This window comes from Streptomyces sp. WMMC940 (assembly GCF_027460265.1).
GTDB lineage: Bacteria > Actinomycetota > Actinomycetes > Streptomycetales > Streptomycetaceae > Streptomyces.
Genome location: NZ_JAPZBC010000001.1, coordinates 2,572,815 through 2,586,765 on the forward strand (window position 1 = coordinate 2,572,815; position 13,951 = coordinate 2,586,765).

Annotated in this window: 12 protein-coding genes and 2 pseudogenes; 6 read left to right on the forward strand and 8 right to left on the reverse strand. The window is 67.4% G+C overall.

Annotation, left to right across the window (positions count from 1 at the left end; genetic code table 11):
* Positions 1-26 precede the first annotated feature (26 nt).
* Complete coding sequence (locus O7595_RS11135; protein ID WP_269728560.1) at positions 27-1,148, forward strand: pyridoxal-phosphate dependent enzyme; 1,122 nt, start codon at positions 27-29, stop codon at positions 1,146-1,148.
* Between the two features lie 269 nt (positions 1,149-1,417).
* On the opposite strand, the pseudogene O7595_RS11140 reads toward O7595_RS11135, so the two are convergent.
* Positions 1,418-2,791, reverse strand: a pseudogene (locus O7595_RS11140) (DEAD/DEAH box helicase); the annotation flags it as partial.
* 260 nt (positions 2,792-3,051) lie between these two features.
* Here O7595_RS11140 and O7595_RS11145 point away from each other — a divergent pair.
* The 5 genes from O7595_RS11145 to O7595_RS11165 all read left to right on the forward strand — a co-directional run bounded on the left by O7595_RS11145 (position 3,052) and on the right by O7595_RS11165 (position 5,577).
* Positions 3,052-3,303: a hypothetical protein gene (locus tag O7595_RS11145; protein ID WP_269728561.1), complete on the forward strand. Its 252-nt coding sequence runs from the start codon at positions 3,052-3,054 to the stop codon at positions 3,301-3,303.
* Entirely contained in the window at positions 3,303-3,695 is a 393-nt protein-coding gene (locus tag O7595_RS11150) for a DNA-binding protein (protein ID WP_269728562.1), read from the forward strand. The genes O7595_RS11145 and O7595_RS11150 overlap by 1 nt, the downstream gene beginning before the upstream one ends.
* A 310-nt stretch (positions 3,696-4,005) precedes the next feature.
* A complete protein-coding gene (locus O7595_RS11155; protein WP_269728563.1) occupies positions 4,006-4,587 on the forward strand; it encodes a Uma2 family endonuclease in 582 nt (193 codons plus the stop codon).
* A 310-nt stretch (positions 4,588-4,897) separates the two neighbouring features.
* Entirely contained in the window at positions 4,898-5,173 is a 276-nt protein-coding gene (locus O7595_RS11160) for a hypothetical protein (RefSeq protein ID WP_269728564.1), read from the forward strand.
* Positions 5,170-5,577, forward strand: a complete 408-nt coding sequence (locus O7595_RS11165) for a PIN domain-containing protein (protein ID WP_269728565.1) — start codon at positions 5,170-5,172, stop codon at positions 5,575-5,577. The genes O7595_RS11160 and O7595_RS11165 overlap by 4 nt, the downstream gene beginning before the upstream one ends.
* A 252-nt stretch (positions 5,578-5,829) precedes the next feature.
* On the opposite strand, the pseudogene O7595_RS11170 reads toward O7595_RS11165, so the two are convergent.
* The 7 genes and pseudogenes from O7595_RS11170 to O7595_RS11200 form a co-directional block, all read right to left on the reverse strand.
* Positions 5,830-7,461 (reverse strand): annotated as a pseudogene (locus tag O7595_RS11170) (type I restriction endonuclease); the annotation flags it as partial.
* Positions 7,461-7,910, reverse strand: coding sequence for a restriction endonuclease subunit S (locus tag O7595_RS11175; RefSeq protein WP_269732452.1), 450 nt, complete (start codon positions 7,908-7,910; stop codon positions 7,461-7,463). The gene O7595_RS11175 and the pseudogene O7595_RS11170, both read right to left, overlap by 1 nt.
* Positions 7,903-8,040 (reverse strand): type I restriction-modification system subunit M N-terminal domain-containing protein, encoded by a 138-nt coding sequence (locus tag O7595_RS11180; protein WP_269728566.1) that lies wholly within the window; start codon positions 8,038-8,040, stop codon positions 7,903-7,905. The genes O7595_RS11175 and O7595_RS11180 overlap by 8 nt, the downstream gene beginning before the upstream one ends.
* A 568-nt stretch (positions 8,041-8,608) precedes the next feature.
* Positions 8,609-10,063: a hypothetical protein gene (locus tag O7595_RS11185; protein WP_269728567.1), complete on the reverse strand. Its 1,455-nt coding sequence runs from the start codon at positions 10,061-10,063 to the stop codon at positions 8,609-8,611.
* Positions 10,064-10,425: 362 nt separating this feature from the next.
* Positions 10,426-10,809, reverse strand: coding sequence for a DUF4913 domain-containing protein (locus O7595_RS11190; RefSeq protein ID WP_269728568.1), 384 nt, complete (start codon positions 10,807-10,809; stop codon positions 10,426-10,428).
* A complete protein-coding gene (locus O7595_RS11195) occupies positions 10,806-12,551 on the reverse strand; it encodes a type IV secretory system conjugative DNA transfer family protein (protein WP_269732453.1) in 1,746 nt (581 codons plus the stop codon). The genes O7595_RS11190 and O7595_RS11195 overlap by 4 nt, the downstream gene beginning before the upstream one ends.
* On the reverse strand, positions 12,548-13,837 hold the full coding sequence (locus O7595_RS11200) for an ATP/GTP-binding protein (RefSeq protein ID WP_269728569.1): 1,290 nt from the start codon (positions 13,835-13,837) through the stop codon (positions 12,548-12,550). Before O7595_RS11200 ends, O7595_RS11195 begins: the two co-directional genes overlap by 4 nt.
* Between the last annotated feature and the right edge of the window lie 114 nt (positions 13,838-13,951).

Here is a 13,951-nt window from a genome sequence, read left to right on the forward strand (position 1 = left end):
GCCACATGACTGCCATGCTGGATCACATGACGGACTATCAGTGCCCGAGGTGCGGCGCACGTTCCCCGGTCGAGTCGCTCGCCTGGCGCTGCCCCCGGTGCCACGGCCCGTGGGACCTCGACTTCGCCGCGGCGCCCGTGTCCCTCGACACCCTCGCGGGCAGGGTCGGTTCACTGTGGCGGTACGAGGAGGCGCTGCCGCTCTCCGCGACGGAGGCCACGGGCGACGGTCCCGGAGCCGTCTCGCTCGGGGAGGGACGGACCCCGCTGGTCCCCCTCACCGCCACCGTCACCGCGAAGCTGGACTTCCTGATGCCGACCCTTTCGTTCAAGGACCGCGGGGCGGTCGTGCTCGTCGAGCTCGCCCGCCGGCTGAAGCCGCGCCGCGTGATCGCCGACAGCAGCGGCAACGCGGGCACGTCGATCGCCGCGTACTGCGCCCGCGCGGGCCTGGACTGCACCGTGTACGTCCCGGCCGCGACCTCCCCGAAGAAGATCGAGCAGATCGCCGCCCACGGCGCCCGTCCGGACCGCGTGCCCGGCGACCGGGAGGCGACCGCACGCGCCGCACGCGCCGCCGCCGACGAGGACGGCGTCTTCTACGCCTCGCACGTCCACAACCCGTACTTCCTGCACGGCACGAAGACCTATGTGTACGAGATCTGGGAGGACCTCGGCGGCAGACTGCCCGAGGTACTGGTCCTGCCCGTCGGCAACGGCACCCTGCTGCTCGGCGCCCACCTGGCCGTCGAGGAACTGCGCACCCACGGGCTGATCGCGGAACGGCCGGCGATCGTCGCGGTCCAGACGGCCGCGGTCGCGCCCCTGGCCCGCGCGTTCCGCGCCGGGGCGGACGACATCACCCCGGCGGAGGCGGCGCCCACCCTCGCCGAGGGCATCGCCATTCCCGCTCCGCCCCGGTCCCGCCAGATCCTCTCCGCCGTACGCGCCTGCGGCGGCACCTTCCTGACGGTGACGGACGACCCGATCCGCGCCGCCCAGCTCGACCTCGCCGCCCGCGGCCTGTTCGTCGAGCCCACGGGCGCGGCCTGCTGGGCGGCGATCCAGGAGCACGGCCTGGAGGGCCGCACGGCGGTGGTGCCGCTGTGCGGGGCGGGGGCGAAGACGGGGGTCGCCGCCGAGGGGTGACCGTTCGGGCCCGGCACCGGGGCACGCCCACCGCGGCGGGGCACCCCACCGGGTCGCCGCTCAGGGCACCGGCGGGTAAGGCCGGTTCGGGGAGGCCCGCCCGCCTTCCCGAGGCGCGCGCCCATCCTGACCCGCGACGGAGACCCATACACCGCCCTGACCAGCCATCTCTCCGCCGGCATGCGTTGGCTCCCGAGGGTCGTCTGCGGGTGTCCTGCGGACTGGTTGCGGGCCGGAGGGCACCCTCACCCGGATGCCCTGGGGCTTCCATCCTTCATACCCAGACGCGCCTGCTCCTCCTCGACGATCCGGCGGGCCAGCTCGGTGTCCGACACGTCGACCGCGTCCGGGGTGGCTTCCGCCACGGCGCTACGGCGGGCGTAGGCATCGAACAGGCGGGTCTTCTCCTCCAGCATCTGCACCATGCGTTCGTCCACTCCCCCGGTGGCGAGCAGACGATGCACGTGCACCGACCTGACCTGGCCCATACGGTGGGCCCGGGCCACCGCCTGGTGTTCGATGGTCGGCTTGATCTGCGGCTCGCAGATGATGACCACGGAGGCAGCCTGCATATTGAGGCCGATGCCGGCCGCCTGGATCTGTGCCAGGAGCACCGCTGGTCCCGAGACCCCGGCGAAGTCGTCGACGATCTGCTGCCGTCGCCCGGCCGGGACGCTACCGGTAAGCGGACCGAACATCGGAGTACCGGCAGTGGGACCCCCAGCGAGCGCCCCCTTCACCACGCCCAGCACGTCCTTGAAATTGGAGAAGACCACGGTCTTCTGCCCGTTCTCGCCGGCCTCCTGAACGATCTCGCGGAGCCTGTCCAGCTTGGCCGACCTCTCGGGGCGCATGTACGCAGCCCTGCGCATCGCCATGAAGTTGCCTGCGCGCACCGCATCGCGGTACGCCTCCTCGTCCGACGCGCTCAGCTCCTCCCACTCGTCGGTCTGCTGAAGACTCGGGAGTTCCGTCAGCACGTCTTCCTGGTTACGCCTCAGGTAGACCGGGGCGACTGCCTTGCGGAAGGCGACTGATCCCGCCAGAGCGTCCCGCTCGCCCAGGGAATCCGCCACCCCTCCATCGAGCATCCGGACCAGGTTGCGAAACTCCACGACCCGGTTCTCCATCGGTGTTCCGGTCATGAAGAGGCTGCGCTCACAACGCTCCGTCCACAGGGCGACCGACCGAGACCGCTTGGTCTTCGGGTTCTTCACGGAGTGAGCTTCGTCGACGACGAGCAGCCCGACCTCCCCGCCGCCCGGCGCCGGAAATCCGCGCAGTGCGTCGAACGTGGTCACCCCCGCCCCGCCCCGCCCCTTCCAGTCGGCGAACGCGTAGTGCCGGTCGGGCCCGTGGAGCACCATGGCGCGAAGGGCGCTGCGGGCCTCGATCTCCCGAGTCCAGTTCACGAGAACGCTCGCCGGGCAGACGACCATGAAATGGCTCTGCCCCTCGGCGGCCAGGTGTGCCAGCACGGCAATCGCTTGGACGGTCTTCCCCAGACCCATCTCGTCGCCGAGTATCACCTTGCGCTGCGCAAGGGCGAACCTCGCGCCGAACGCCTGGTAGCCGCGCAGGGAGACCCGCCGATGCGAGTCGTCGAGCTGTTGCGTCCGTACCCGCTCGGCGATCTCATCCGGCGAGCTCGCGAGTGACCGCCGCGTCGTGAATCGGCTTCAGCGCCGCCCGCACCGCCTCGACGGCCCTACCGTGGTCACCGATCACTGCCTGTGCCACGTCGTACAGTCGCACTCCCCTCGCGACCGTGTCCCGCTCGCCACGCCCCAACGCTTCCCGCCCCTCTTGCACCGTCCCCGCATCCTCCCATCGCGGGCACCGATCCATGACGGGTATCCGTCCACAGTCCCGACCTCCTACGACCGCCGGTAGGATCGGCACCATGAGCGGTAGCAGGAAGTATTCGATCAGCCTGCCCGAGGACCTCGCCGAGGCCGTACGCGCCCACGTGGGCCCCGGCGGCTTCTCCGCCTACGTCGCCGAGGCACTCGAACAGCGGGTCGCCATGGACAAGCTCCGGGAGATCGTCACCGACTTCGAGACCGACAACGAAGCCCTCACCCGCGAGGAGGTCGAGGCCGCCCGGGCGCTGCTGCGTCACGACCACCGGCAGGCCGGCGGGGCGGCCTCCTGATGCCCGGCACCCTCCTGCTCGACAGCGAAGGACTCTCGAAGCTCTACCGCAAGGACCGTACCGTCATGGCTCTGGTCCAAGCGGCGTCGGAAGAAGGCATCCGCGTCGCCACCAGTGCCATGACCAGCCTCGAGGCCGACTACGAGCGCATCCACCCGGCCCGCATCAAGTGGGTCCTCTCCCGCGTCGACGTTCACGACGTCACCAAGGAGATCACCGACCAGGCCGCCGCGCTCCTGCGCGCCCATCACCTCCACGGCCACGAGTACGCCATCGATGCCGCCTTCGTCGTCATCGCCCGCAACGCACCCCGGCCGGTCACCGTTCTCACGTCCGACCCCGAGGATCTGACACTCCTGTGCGGTCCTTCCGTGGAGGTCGTCAAGGTCTGAGGCAGCCTGACGCGGACCGGACCTGCCGCTGCCCCGCATCGCGGGGCAAGGGCTCCACACCGGCAGACGCCTGTGCCCGACCCGCCAACAGGCGAGTCGGGCACAGTTCTTGACGAGACGTCACATGTTGAACGGAATGTCTGTCACAGCGCTGTGACCTGCGAAGACGATCCTCTGAGAGATTCAGGTCAGCACAGAACCAACACGAGGGGAGTCACAGGCAAGGGGGTGCGGACAAGGCCGAACGGGAGAGGTCCCCATCGTCGGCGGTCTCGTGGCCCTGACCCTTCCGAATCGCTACGGTTGTGCCATGACCGCACTGCCCGACTGGATGCGCCCGCCGCGCGCGGAAGGCTGGTTCGCGGAGGACCTGGACCGCCTCCCCGAGGCGCCCCGCCACACCGAGCTCATCGACGGAGCCCTCGTCTTCATGATGTCGCCCCAGCGGTGGTGGCACGGCCACCTCGTCACCATGCTCACCGTCGCCCTCATGGAGCAAACGCCCGCCGATCTCAGGGTCGGCCGCGAGATGACCATAAGGCTCGACCTGCGCAATCGACCCGAACCGGATCTGCTGGTGACGACGGCCGACTACGACGGCGATCGCACCTGGTTCACACCGGACGAGGTACGACTCGTCATCGAGGTCGTGTCCCCCGAGTCCGCCCACCGGGACCGCACGGTAAAGCTTCGCAAGTACGCAGAGGCCGGCATCCCGCACTACTGGTGTATCGAGGACGAGGACGGCTTCCCCGTCGTCCACGTCTACGAACTCGACGAACCGACTGGCGTCTACGCGCCTGCCGGCATCTTCCGGGGCGACCTGAAGCGCCCTGTGCCTTTCGAGATCAGCCTGGATCTCGACAAGCTCACCCCGCCGCGGGGCAGCTAGAAGTCAGCACCACATGAGCACGGGAACACAGGAGGGGCCGGGCTCGCCAGAGGTCGACCCCTTCTGAACTGCCCGCTTGACCCACTATCTAGCACATGGCAATCAACTGATCACACATTGAAGCGGAACTCCACCACAACCGGCCTGACCTGCGGTTATGCGGGCGCGTCCCAGCACCATCCCAGCACGGGATTCACTGCAAACTACAAAAAGATCTCGAAGCGCCAAGACTACGCATCACCGCCCACCCCGGGTACAGATCGCACAGCACTCCAGGCGCTGTAATAGTTTCTGTACTAGACTTGCAGCCATGAAGTCTCCCCGCCCCGGCGGCACGGAGAACATCTCCGTCTCGATGCCCTCGGAACTCCTCGATGCTCTGCGCACACGTACCGGCAAGCGCGGCGTGTCCGCATATGTGACGGCAGCGGTCCGGCACCAGCTCGCGATGGACGGCCTCTCCGAGATCGTGGCCGCCTACGAAGCCGAGCACGAGCCGCTGAGCGAGGCCGAAGTCCAGGCCGCGCAGAGCGAACTGTTCGGTGACGCGCCGGCGCCGTACGCGTCGAACGACAGCGCCGCATGAGGGAGCCCGCGGCCAGGTCCCTGGTGCTCGACTCCCAGGCGCTGTCGCTGCTGCTGCGCAACGATCGCCAGATGATCACCCGGATCGAGGCCGCTCGACGCGTGGGCGTGCCCGTCCTCGTATCTGCCCTGACGGTGGTGGAGGCCGTTTACGGGAAGACGGACACCGCCCGACTGCGCTGGCTGCTCTCCCGCCTTCAGGTCCAGGACGTCACCCAGGCGGACAGCCTCACGGCGGTGCAGCTACTGAGTGACGCCGGCGGCCTGCACGGCCACAAGTACGCCATCGACGCCCTCGTCGCCGCGATGGCGCTCCGCTCCCCGGCACCCGTCCTCGTACTGACCTCGGATCGCGACGACTGGTCGAAGCTGTGCGGCGACCAAGTGCAGATCAAGAATGTCTGAACTCGGCGTTTCGCCCTTGAACGCGGCCGCCAGGTCAGCCCCGGCGCCGGGATTCATGTTGGCCTCGGTAAATTCGTCGTCCTTCGACGGCTGCGGGCCCGCGACGTTGGCGTGGAAGTGCTCGACGATGATCTGCACTTTCTGGCTGACGTTCGTCGGGTGGAGCTGAACCCACCTCATCAGCCCCTTGCGGGCGGCGGCCTCCTCGACCTCGCTTCCATCACTGGTCTCGGCCTTGCCGGCGATCTTCAGCGCAGTGTCGTAGGACTGATAGCCCTTGAGGACGTCGAGGATGTAGCCCTCCTCGATCGCCTGCTTCATCGAGTACAGGTGGAACTCGCGCGGCTTACCGTCGGGGCCCTTGCGGCCGAACAGCTCGAGGGTCTTGTTCTTCGGCGTCGCGGTGAACGCGAAGTACGAGATGTTCTCCGATTCGGCCCGCTCGGTCATCTCCGAGGCCAGCACCGACTCCACATCGACATCCCCGCCCTCCTCGATCTCCTTGAGCTCCTCGGCCGTCAGTACCTGCTTCAGCTTCGAGGAGATCTGCCCCGACTGAGATGAATGCGCCTCATCAGCGATCACGGCGAATCGCTTGCCCTTCAGGCTGGCGTCGGTCCGGATCTCTTCCAGCGCGTGCGGGAAGGTCTGCACTGTCACCGCGATGATGCGCTCGCCACTCTTCAACGCCTGCGCCAGCAGACCCGACTTCGACTTCGCGCCGGCCTTGCGGACGTCCTCGGGGCTGATCGTCGCGACAATCTTCTTGTTCCCGTCGATCTGCCGGATCGCGTCCTGCAGCTGGGAGTCGAGCACGGTACGGTCCACGACCACGATGACGGAGTCGAAGACCTTCTTGTCTTCGGCATCATGCAGTCGAGCCAGCCCGTGGGCGGTCCAGGCGATGGTGTTCGTCTTTCCTGACCCGGCCGAGTGCTCGATCAAGTACCGGTGCCCGACACCCTCCTCCCTCACTGCAGCGACGATGCTCGTGACGGCTTCCCACTGATGGAAGCGCGGGAAGAGCATGCTCGTACGCCGCACCGAGGTGCCGGTGGTGACGTCCCACTCCTCCTTGGTCTGCACGATCATCAGCCGCCCGATGACGTTCAGCCAAGCGTGCTTCTCCCAGACGCGTTCCCACAGGTACGCCGTCGCCGACCTGTCGCCCGCGCCAGGCGGGTTGCCGGCACCACTGTCGAAACCGACGTTGAACGGAAGGAAGTGGGTCTTGTCCCCCTCCAGCTTCGTGGTCATGGCCGCTAGACCGTTGGAGACCGCGAAGTGCACCAGCGCCCGGTGACCGAACGACAGCAGCGGCTCCGGGCGCCCGTTCGTCAACGGATTGCGGTCCTGCTTGTACTGGTTGATCGCCTCGTCCAGCGACTGGGTGAAGTCGGTCTTCAGCTCCACCGTGGCCACCGGGAGCCCGTTGACGAAGAACACCAGGTCGATGGTGCGCTGATCAGCGGTCGAGAAGTGCACCTGCCGCACCACCCGCACCCGCATCGCCTCGAAATGCGACACGGTGGTCGCGTTGAGCGAGGTATCGGGGCGGAACTGCGCCATCTTCAAGCGGCCGCCACCGATGTACTGAACCCCGTTGCGCAGGATGTTCAGCATCCCGCCGCCGTGCTCAAGCGGCTTGTCCAACGCTGCGGTCAGCACGTCAAGGAACTTCGCCTGCGACCCCGCCGCCTTCAGCGCCTTCTCGTACGCCGTCTTCTGCGTCGCCTCCAGCCAGGCGAACAGATCCGCCGGGAACAGCGCCCGCTCGCGGTCGTACTCACCACCGTCGCGGTCGTTCACCGAGTACAGCCAGCCGCGCGCCTCGAGGTACTCGCAAATCTCCTTCTCGAAGACCGCCTCGTTGTGGTCGGCCATTACGCCGCCTCTCGTACGTCGATCTGTCCTGTCACGGCCGCCGTGATCAGTGCCGATCGGCGTTCCTTTGAGAGTTCGATGAACCGTGCGGCCTCCTCGATGAGCATGTCGATTTTCGAGGTCTCCTCGTCCAGGCATTCGACGATGCGGCGCTGCTCGTCGAGCGGTGGAAGTGGGGTGCGGAAGGCTTTCAGATCTCCCATGCCGATGGTTCGGATGGTTGATCCGTTCTGGAACGAGTCGAAGAAGGGTTGCATCGCATCTTCAAACAAGACCCAGAGGTACTCGGGGTCCAGATCTGGTCCGCACACCCATGCCGCGAAGTGTTGCGACGTCGCCATCGGAACGCCCATGATCGCCGTACGACCCACAGTCGCGTCTCGCGAGAGGACGACAGTCCGTGCCGGGAGAAGGCGGGCGGAGCTGTTAGCAATCCCGGCATCACTGATGCGCTGAGCCGTTTCGTGCGAGCCGTCGCAGGATCGTGAACGGGAGGACCACTGTCCCGTACTGGTTGGGGCGATAGGGGCCCCGAAGTTGGTCAGCGATAGACCAGATGAAGCTACCGAGCGCGCTCACAAGTTCCTCACGAGAATCGTCTAGCAGTGCCGATCACTTTGCCAGAGCCAGCAGTCGCCGTCCCACGGTTCAGCCACTCACCAGAGCCGAACCCAGCACCGGCACCACATCCACGTCCCAGCACAATCCCAGCACCGTACGGATGACCAGGGATGACGACAGGTGACGAGGGGTCAGCTATCCCAGTACCATCCCAGCACGGGAAAAAACCAAGGGCCCGACCCCGAAGAGCCGAGCCCTCCCTGACCTGCATGTTTGCCAGATCAGCGACGTGATGGTATATCACCCGCTACACATTGAAGCGGAACATCGAGGACAGCGCTGTCACCTGCACTGATCGCCCATCGCGGGGCGCGATCCAGCGCGGATCCAGCATAGGGGCGGAAACTATGCCGGCTCATTCGAAGGCGGCCCGGATCGGCTACCGATCTTCGGTGGGCGCGGCGTCGAGGGCCGCGTAACCAGCGCACGCCGCAGAAACGCTGAGTCTTCCCACCCGAGGCGATTGTCGTGGATGAGCCCGCCGGGCCCCCGATCGCCGGACTCGACATGTCGATAAGAGGTCGCGTCAGCGCTCACGGCGCAGTGAGATCCGTACGTTCTTGTCCTCGTCGCGGGTGACGAAGAGGCCCGAGCCGTTCACGCTGGTGTATTGAGGGATGTCGATGCCCGCGCCGAGGACCTTCGGCTCACCGGTACCGGTGGTGAGGGCGAGCTGGGCGACAACCGGTTCGATGTCGCTGGTGGCCGAGTCTTCTTGGACCGCCCCGTAGGCCGTGCCGTCGTCTCGGATCGAGCCGAGCACGATGGTCTTGCGGTTGCCGTCACTGTCCAGGCAGATCCCCTTCTTCCGTTCCAGGTCGAAGGCCACGGGACCGGCGGCCAGATAGCGGCCCGAGGGCGAGGCGACCACCGGATAGTCACGGGCCGCATCGAACTGCTGTGCTCCGTCGTATCCGCATTCCATTCGGGCCTGGATCCTGCCCGTACGCAGGTCGTGCACCGACCAGACTGGGTCGACGTCCGCCCCGTACTTTCCGCCCCTGCTCCACCGGGCGAGAAGACGGCCGTCCCCTACGCCGTACACATCGCCGTTCCAGGTACCCAGCAGGCCGGACCGTGCGTCGACGCCGTCCGGCCGGACGTCGTCACTGAACCAGCGGCCCGGCACGCCGAAGCCTCCCCTGCCCATAGCCACCAGTGGACCAACCTCACTGGCCGCCATGACGCGAGTGTTGGGGCAGGCCACCACCTCGTCGCACTGGGGCAGCAGACTCTCGGGGTCCTTGTACGGGGTGACCGTGCCGGTCGCCACGTCCACCGCATGTGACCAGCGCGGGTACATGCCGTCCTCACCCCATGCGACCAGCAGCCGCCCGCCCTCTGCCCGCACCCGTACCTCGCCCGGATCAGCCGACACCGGCACGTCGACCTCCCGAAGCGGCTTCACCGACGAGCCCGAAGCATCCGCCGGATACACTGCCAGCCGCACCACCTCGGTGCCCTCGTGCAGGTCGTCCTTGCCACGCATGCCATGCGCATACGCGACCACATAGGCACGGCCGTCCTGCTCCACACCCGTCACATCGGGAATCTCCGCGGACTCGCCACTCTCGGGATTGCCCTCCGCACCCTCCACTGGCGTCGGCGGGTTCCACGGAGCAGAAGCCCAGCGGACCTGACCGCTGTCCGCCGACCTGACCTTCACCGTGTAACCCCCGGAAGCCGCGTACATCATGGCGACCGTCTCCGACCGCGGTACCACCGCGACGGGCAGCGTCCCCACGGATTCGGGCACCCAGGCGAGCGTCTCATCCCAGCCCTTGGCTCCGTCGTAGGCCGACGGCACACTCAACTTGGCCAAAGGCTTCGCCGCGGACGTCGCATCCGGTCCGCCGCCCCCACCCTTCGTGCCCGTACTGCCCGAACTGCTGCAGCCAGCCACCACGGCTGCCGCCAGCACAGCCCCGGCCATCGTCCTCGCCGCCCGCATGCCTCGCTGCCCCTCCCGACGATCAAGCATCGGCCGACGCTACCAACCACCCGAGGCCCCGTCAGGGGCCCTGGCCGGATCCGCTTTGTTGCCGCCCCCCGCCCCAGCAGCAAATAGGCAGCATGAGGTGGGAGTTACCTCCGCGTCCTCACTGGATACGAATGGCCGAAACAGGGTCATAGCCCCGACCAGCATCGGCACGGCGTAAGCCAATGTCCGCCCACGTAGTGTGGAGCCACGCGCGTCGCCTGCTGCGACATGGCGGGATCTCGTTGCGCAGGACGACGCAATCCGTGCAGATCCTTGCGCCTGGGCGGGGAGCGGTTGATGGCACCGGGCCTACGGGTAGGACACGATCGTTCTACGCACCGTAGCCTCTCTGGCGCCCACCGTCATCGCTTGAAAGGGCTTTCCACCCACAGCATCGGATCCGACGGCTCCAGAGGAAGCGGCGGGTGTGGATAGGGGGTGTGCCCATCGGTGGGGGAGCATGCCGAGAAGGGACCGGTGTCGGCGTCCATTAGGGCATTCAGATGGGGATCGCAGTGATAGAGCCACCACGTCGACATGCCGAGATTCTCGTCCAGGCGCAGATGCTCCCAGGCCCGCCATATCGCGTCGAGCCGGGAGATGGCCTCGGCGTGCTTCCACCACGCCGGGCACCACGTCAGCATGGTGCCGTTGACACGCCGACGGATCATCTGAGCGAGGTAGTCGGTGACGAACTCGTCCAAGGAGGAGAAGACCGGCTCGGGCTCGTCCAACGAGTCACTCACGGCCGCACCCCTGGATCGTGCGCCGCCAGAGAGGCGCGGACAGCCTCGGCATGGGCTGACTCCCACCATGGGACAGTCTCGACGAGAACGGGCTGAGTGCCGGAAGCCAGCACCAGGGCACGTCCGGGAGGCATGGCCCCCAGATCGGCCACGTCCAATACCCGCTCGCGGCGCGAGGTGTGGCTGGTAGAGCGGTTGGCGAACAGTCCCATACCCTGCTGGGCGGGCTGGTAGGAGACCGAGACGGTCTCGGCCTCGAACTCCCCGGCAAGCTGGGACAGATCGTTGAGAAACCGAGTGTCGGAGACGCCGCCGCCGTACACCCGGATGTTGGCCGCTGACCAGAGCTTCTCCATCCCCTTCTCGCCCCAGACCTCGATTCCCTGGGCCCAGGACTGGAGGATCGTCATGAGGATGATGCCGCGCGAGCCGTAGTGGGAGTACAGGTCGGGAAGGTCTGCCCAGCGGCAGACGTTGGCCGCCTCGTCGAGCACCCCGAGCAGGGGGACCTGAAGCCGCCCCCCGGGCTGGAGGGTCGCCGCCTCTTCCGCAGCCTCCACGACGGCGACGGTCAGCGCCGTCACAAGCGGCCCCGCGGAGTCCTTGCCCTCGCGGGAGAGGGAGTACAGCGTGCCGAGATCGTCGCGGACGAAATCGGCGGGGGCGAACTCAGGCCGCTTGGCCAGGCCGCTGCCCTGGGTGATCCACGGATGCACGGCCGGGTTCACCAGGCAGGACGCCATCTGCATCGCGGTGCCATAGATGCCGCCGCGTTGCTTTTCTGGCGCGGTGACCACGCCTTCGACGGAATCTGCGGCGAGGGCATGGCCGTGTGTACGCAGGATACGTACGGGGGCGCCGTCCTTCGGCCTGGTCAACCAGGTGTAGACCTGAGTGATGGGCGCCTTGGACTCGGCTGCCGCGAGCAGGAGGTTGGCGAGGAGGTCTTGGCCGGCTGGCTCGAAGAACGCATCGGTCTTGGCTCCGCTGTCGCGTGACCCGAGGGCGAAGTGAGAGGCCATCTTGCGGGCCTTGGAGACATCGGTGACATAAGACAGCGGATTCCACCACCATGTGGGGGGCTCTCCCGCGCGGCCTTGCGGGTCGAACACCCACACCTTGCCCATGGCCTCCCGTACGCCTCGAGTGGCATCGACGACGTCTCGTTTGTTGGATGTGACCAGCACTGATCCGGGGGCGTCGCAAATGGCCGGGATGGCACGTCGGGTCGTCTTGCCGGTACGCGGGCCCCATATGTCTATGTGCATGTCCTCAAAGCTGCCGTACAGCGGACGACCGCCGGTGAGCGTGCGGCCGATGAACACACCGGGCTGGTCGGCCTTCGTCCCGAGGCGAGCCGCCGTCGCAGCCGCGCCGGCCGCACTGAGTTTGTCGAGATCCTTTCCGCGGCCCAGGTGGCGTGCCGTGCGGTCGATCTTCGGCCTCGCGTTCTGGCTGAGCACGGCCCGGATGACAACGACAGCAACGAGGAGTACGAGCAGACCCTCGGCGGCGGCAACAACGGTAGCCCCTGCGCCTGGCCAGTGAGCGGATCCGGTGACCAGCCCGAGGGCGTAAGCGAACGGATTAGCGGGAGGGCTCTCCGCACCAGTCAGCTCGGCTCCGGCGGCAGCTGCTCCCCAGCAGCCAACGACTCCGAGCACGAGCGTGAGCAGAGTGCCGAGGAAGAGGAAGGGGCCGATCTCCGAGGAAGGCCCTCGCTTTCCTTCCGTGGCGGTCATGTCGTCCACCTGCGGTTGGTGTCGTTGATCGATAGCTCGGCGTCGGTGAGCTCCACCTGCAGCGGAATGCCGGGCCGTCCGCCCACCTTGATGAGGAACTTGCCACGTCCGGGAGGCGGTGCCTCGCGCCCGGCGAGGGAGTCCCAGGCTGGCGGAGTCGACCAGCCGGTGATCATCTCTTGTTCGACATGCGACATCGCGACGACCTGGTTGAGATCAGGCATTTCCGCGCCCGGAAGCCCACCGCAGATCACCATGCCTGCACGTTCGACAAAGCCCTTGGCCTTCATCCTGTCCTCCTCCGCCGGCAGCGCCAGCAGGTCGGACATGGTGTGGGTGATCATGGCCATGCCGACACCGCGTTGCCGGTTGAGGCGGGTGAGGGCGTCGACGCGGTCGACCAAGCCCCGCCCGGCCCGCAGCACGCGCCAGAGCTCGTCGAGGATCACGAAGTAGTGCTTCTGCTGCTCGAGTCCGGCGTCGGCGAGAGCTTGGGCGGCCGCGACCGAGCTGAATCCGTAGGTCCAGCAGGCCAGCAGGGCGGCAGCCTGCAGGAGCACTTCGGAATCGTCGATGGAGGACACGTCGAAACAGACAGGCCGGTCGGTGTGCATGGGGACCGAAGTGGGATGGGCGAACATGTCGCCGAGCCGTCCCTGTCCGAGGAGCCCGGTGAGGGACGACTCCAGCGGCTCGGTGATGTCGCGATAGCGGCTGAGGCTGCCGCGGTCGAGGGCGACGGAGCGCACGAACTCGGGGGCGTCCTTGATGACCTGTAGCAGGTCGGCCATGACGGGAGTGCCGCTGTGCCGTTCGTCGAGGACTTTGAGGGCAGCCGCGAGGAGTGTCTCCTCACGGTCTGTGGGGGGTTCGCCGCGCAGGATGGTCAGCAGGGCGGAGACGGCGTTGAGCCGGCGGCCGTGGGCGTCTGCGATGATGGCGCGGCGTGCCTCGCCGGTCAGGCGGGCCGCTGCCGAGGTGGCGATGGAGGTGTCCAGCGGGTTGAGGTAGCCACGACCTCGGCCAAGGGTGATGACCTGGCCGCCGAGCGCGTGGATGAGATCGACGTAGTCGGGTTTCAGATCCCCGAAAACCATGGGGTGGACGCCGTACCCCGCCAAGCCGAGTGCTTGGCGGCGTACGACCGTGCTCTTGCCCAGTCCGGGCTTTCCCAGGACGAACGCCGAGGGGTTGAGGAGCAGGTTGGCACGCTGGAACCAACTGATCGGGTCGCAGCACACGGCCGCGCCCGAGATCAGGTTGCGGCCGAGCGGAACTCCGACCATAGGGGTGCCGGAGCCGGCGGCGAAAGGCCACAGCCCGCACACCTGGACTGTAGTACCGCGCCATTCGGGCGCGGCCTCGACATATGACGCCGCGCCCCCTCCTCGTCCCGGCCA

What these genes read in the sequence shown, in the direction of transcription:
- O7595_RS11155 (WP_269728563.1), top strand. Translation starts at nt 4,006, where the DNA reads ATGACCGCACTGCCCGACTGGATGCGCCCGCCGCGCGCGGAAGGCTGG.
- O7595_RS11185 (WP_269728567.1), bottom strand. Translation starts at nt 10,063, where the DNA reads ATGCTTGATCGTCGGGAGGGGCAGCGAGGCATGCGGGCGGCGAGGACG.
- O7595_RS11200 (WP_269728569.1), bottom strand. Translation starts at nt 13,837, where the DNA reads ATGGTCGGAGTTCCGCTCGGCCGCAACCTGATCTCGGGCGCGGCCGTG.
- O7595_RS11195 (WP_269732453.1), bottom strand. Translation starts at nt 12,551, where the DNA reads ATGACCGCCACGGAAGGAAAGCGAGGGCCTTCCTCGGAGATCGGCCCC.
- O7595_RS11160 (WP_269728564.1), top strand. Translation starts at nt 4,898, where the DNA reads ATGAAGTCTCCCCGCCCCGGCGGCACGGAGAACATCTCCGTCTCGATG.
- O7595_RS11150 (WP_269728562.1), top strand. Translation starts at nt 3,303, where the DNA reads ATGCCCGGCACCCTCCTGCTCGACAGCGAAGGACTCTCGAAGCTCTAC.
- O7595_RS11135 (WP_269728560.1), top strand. Translation starts at nt 27, where the DNA reads ATGACGGACTATCAGTGCCCGAGGTGCGGCGCACGTTCCCCGGTCGAG.
- O7595_RS11145 (WP_269728561.1), top strand. Translation starts at nt 3,052, where the DNA reads ATGAGCGGTAGCAGGAAGTATTCGATCAGCCTGCCCGAGGACCTCGCC.
- O7595_RS11165 (WP_269728565.1), top strand. Translation starts at nt 5,170, where the DNA reads ATGAGGGAGCCCGCGGCCAGGTCCCTGGTGCTCGACTCCCAGGCGCTG.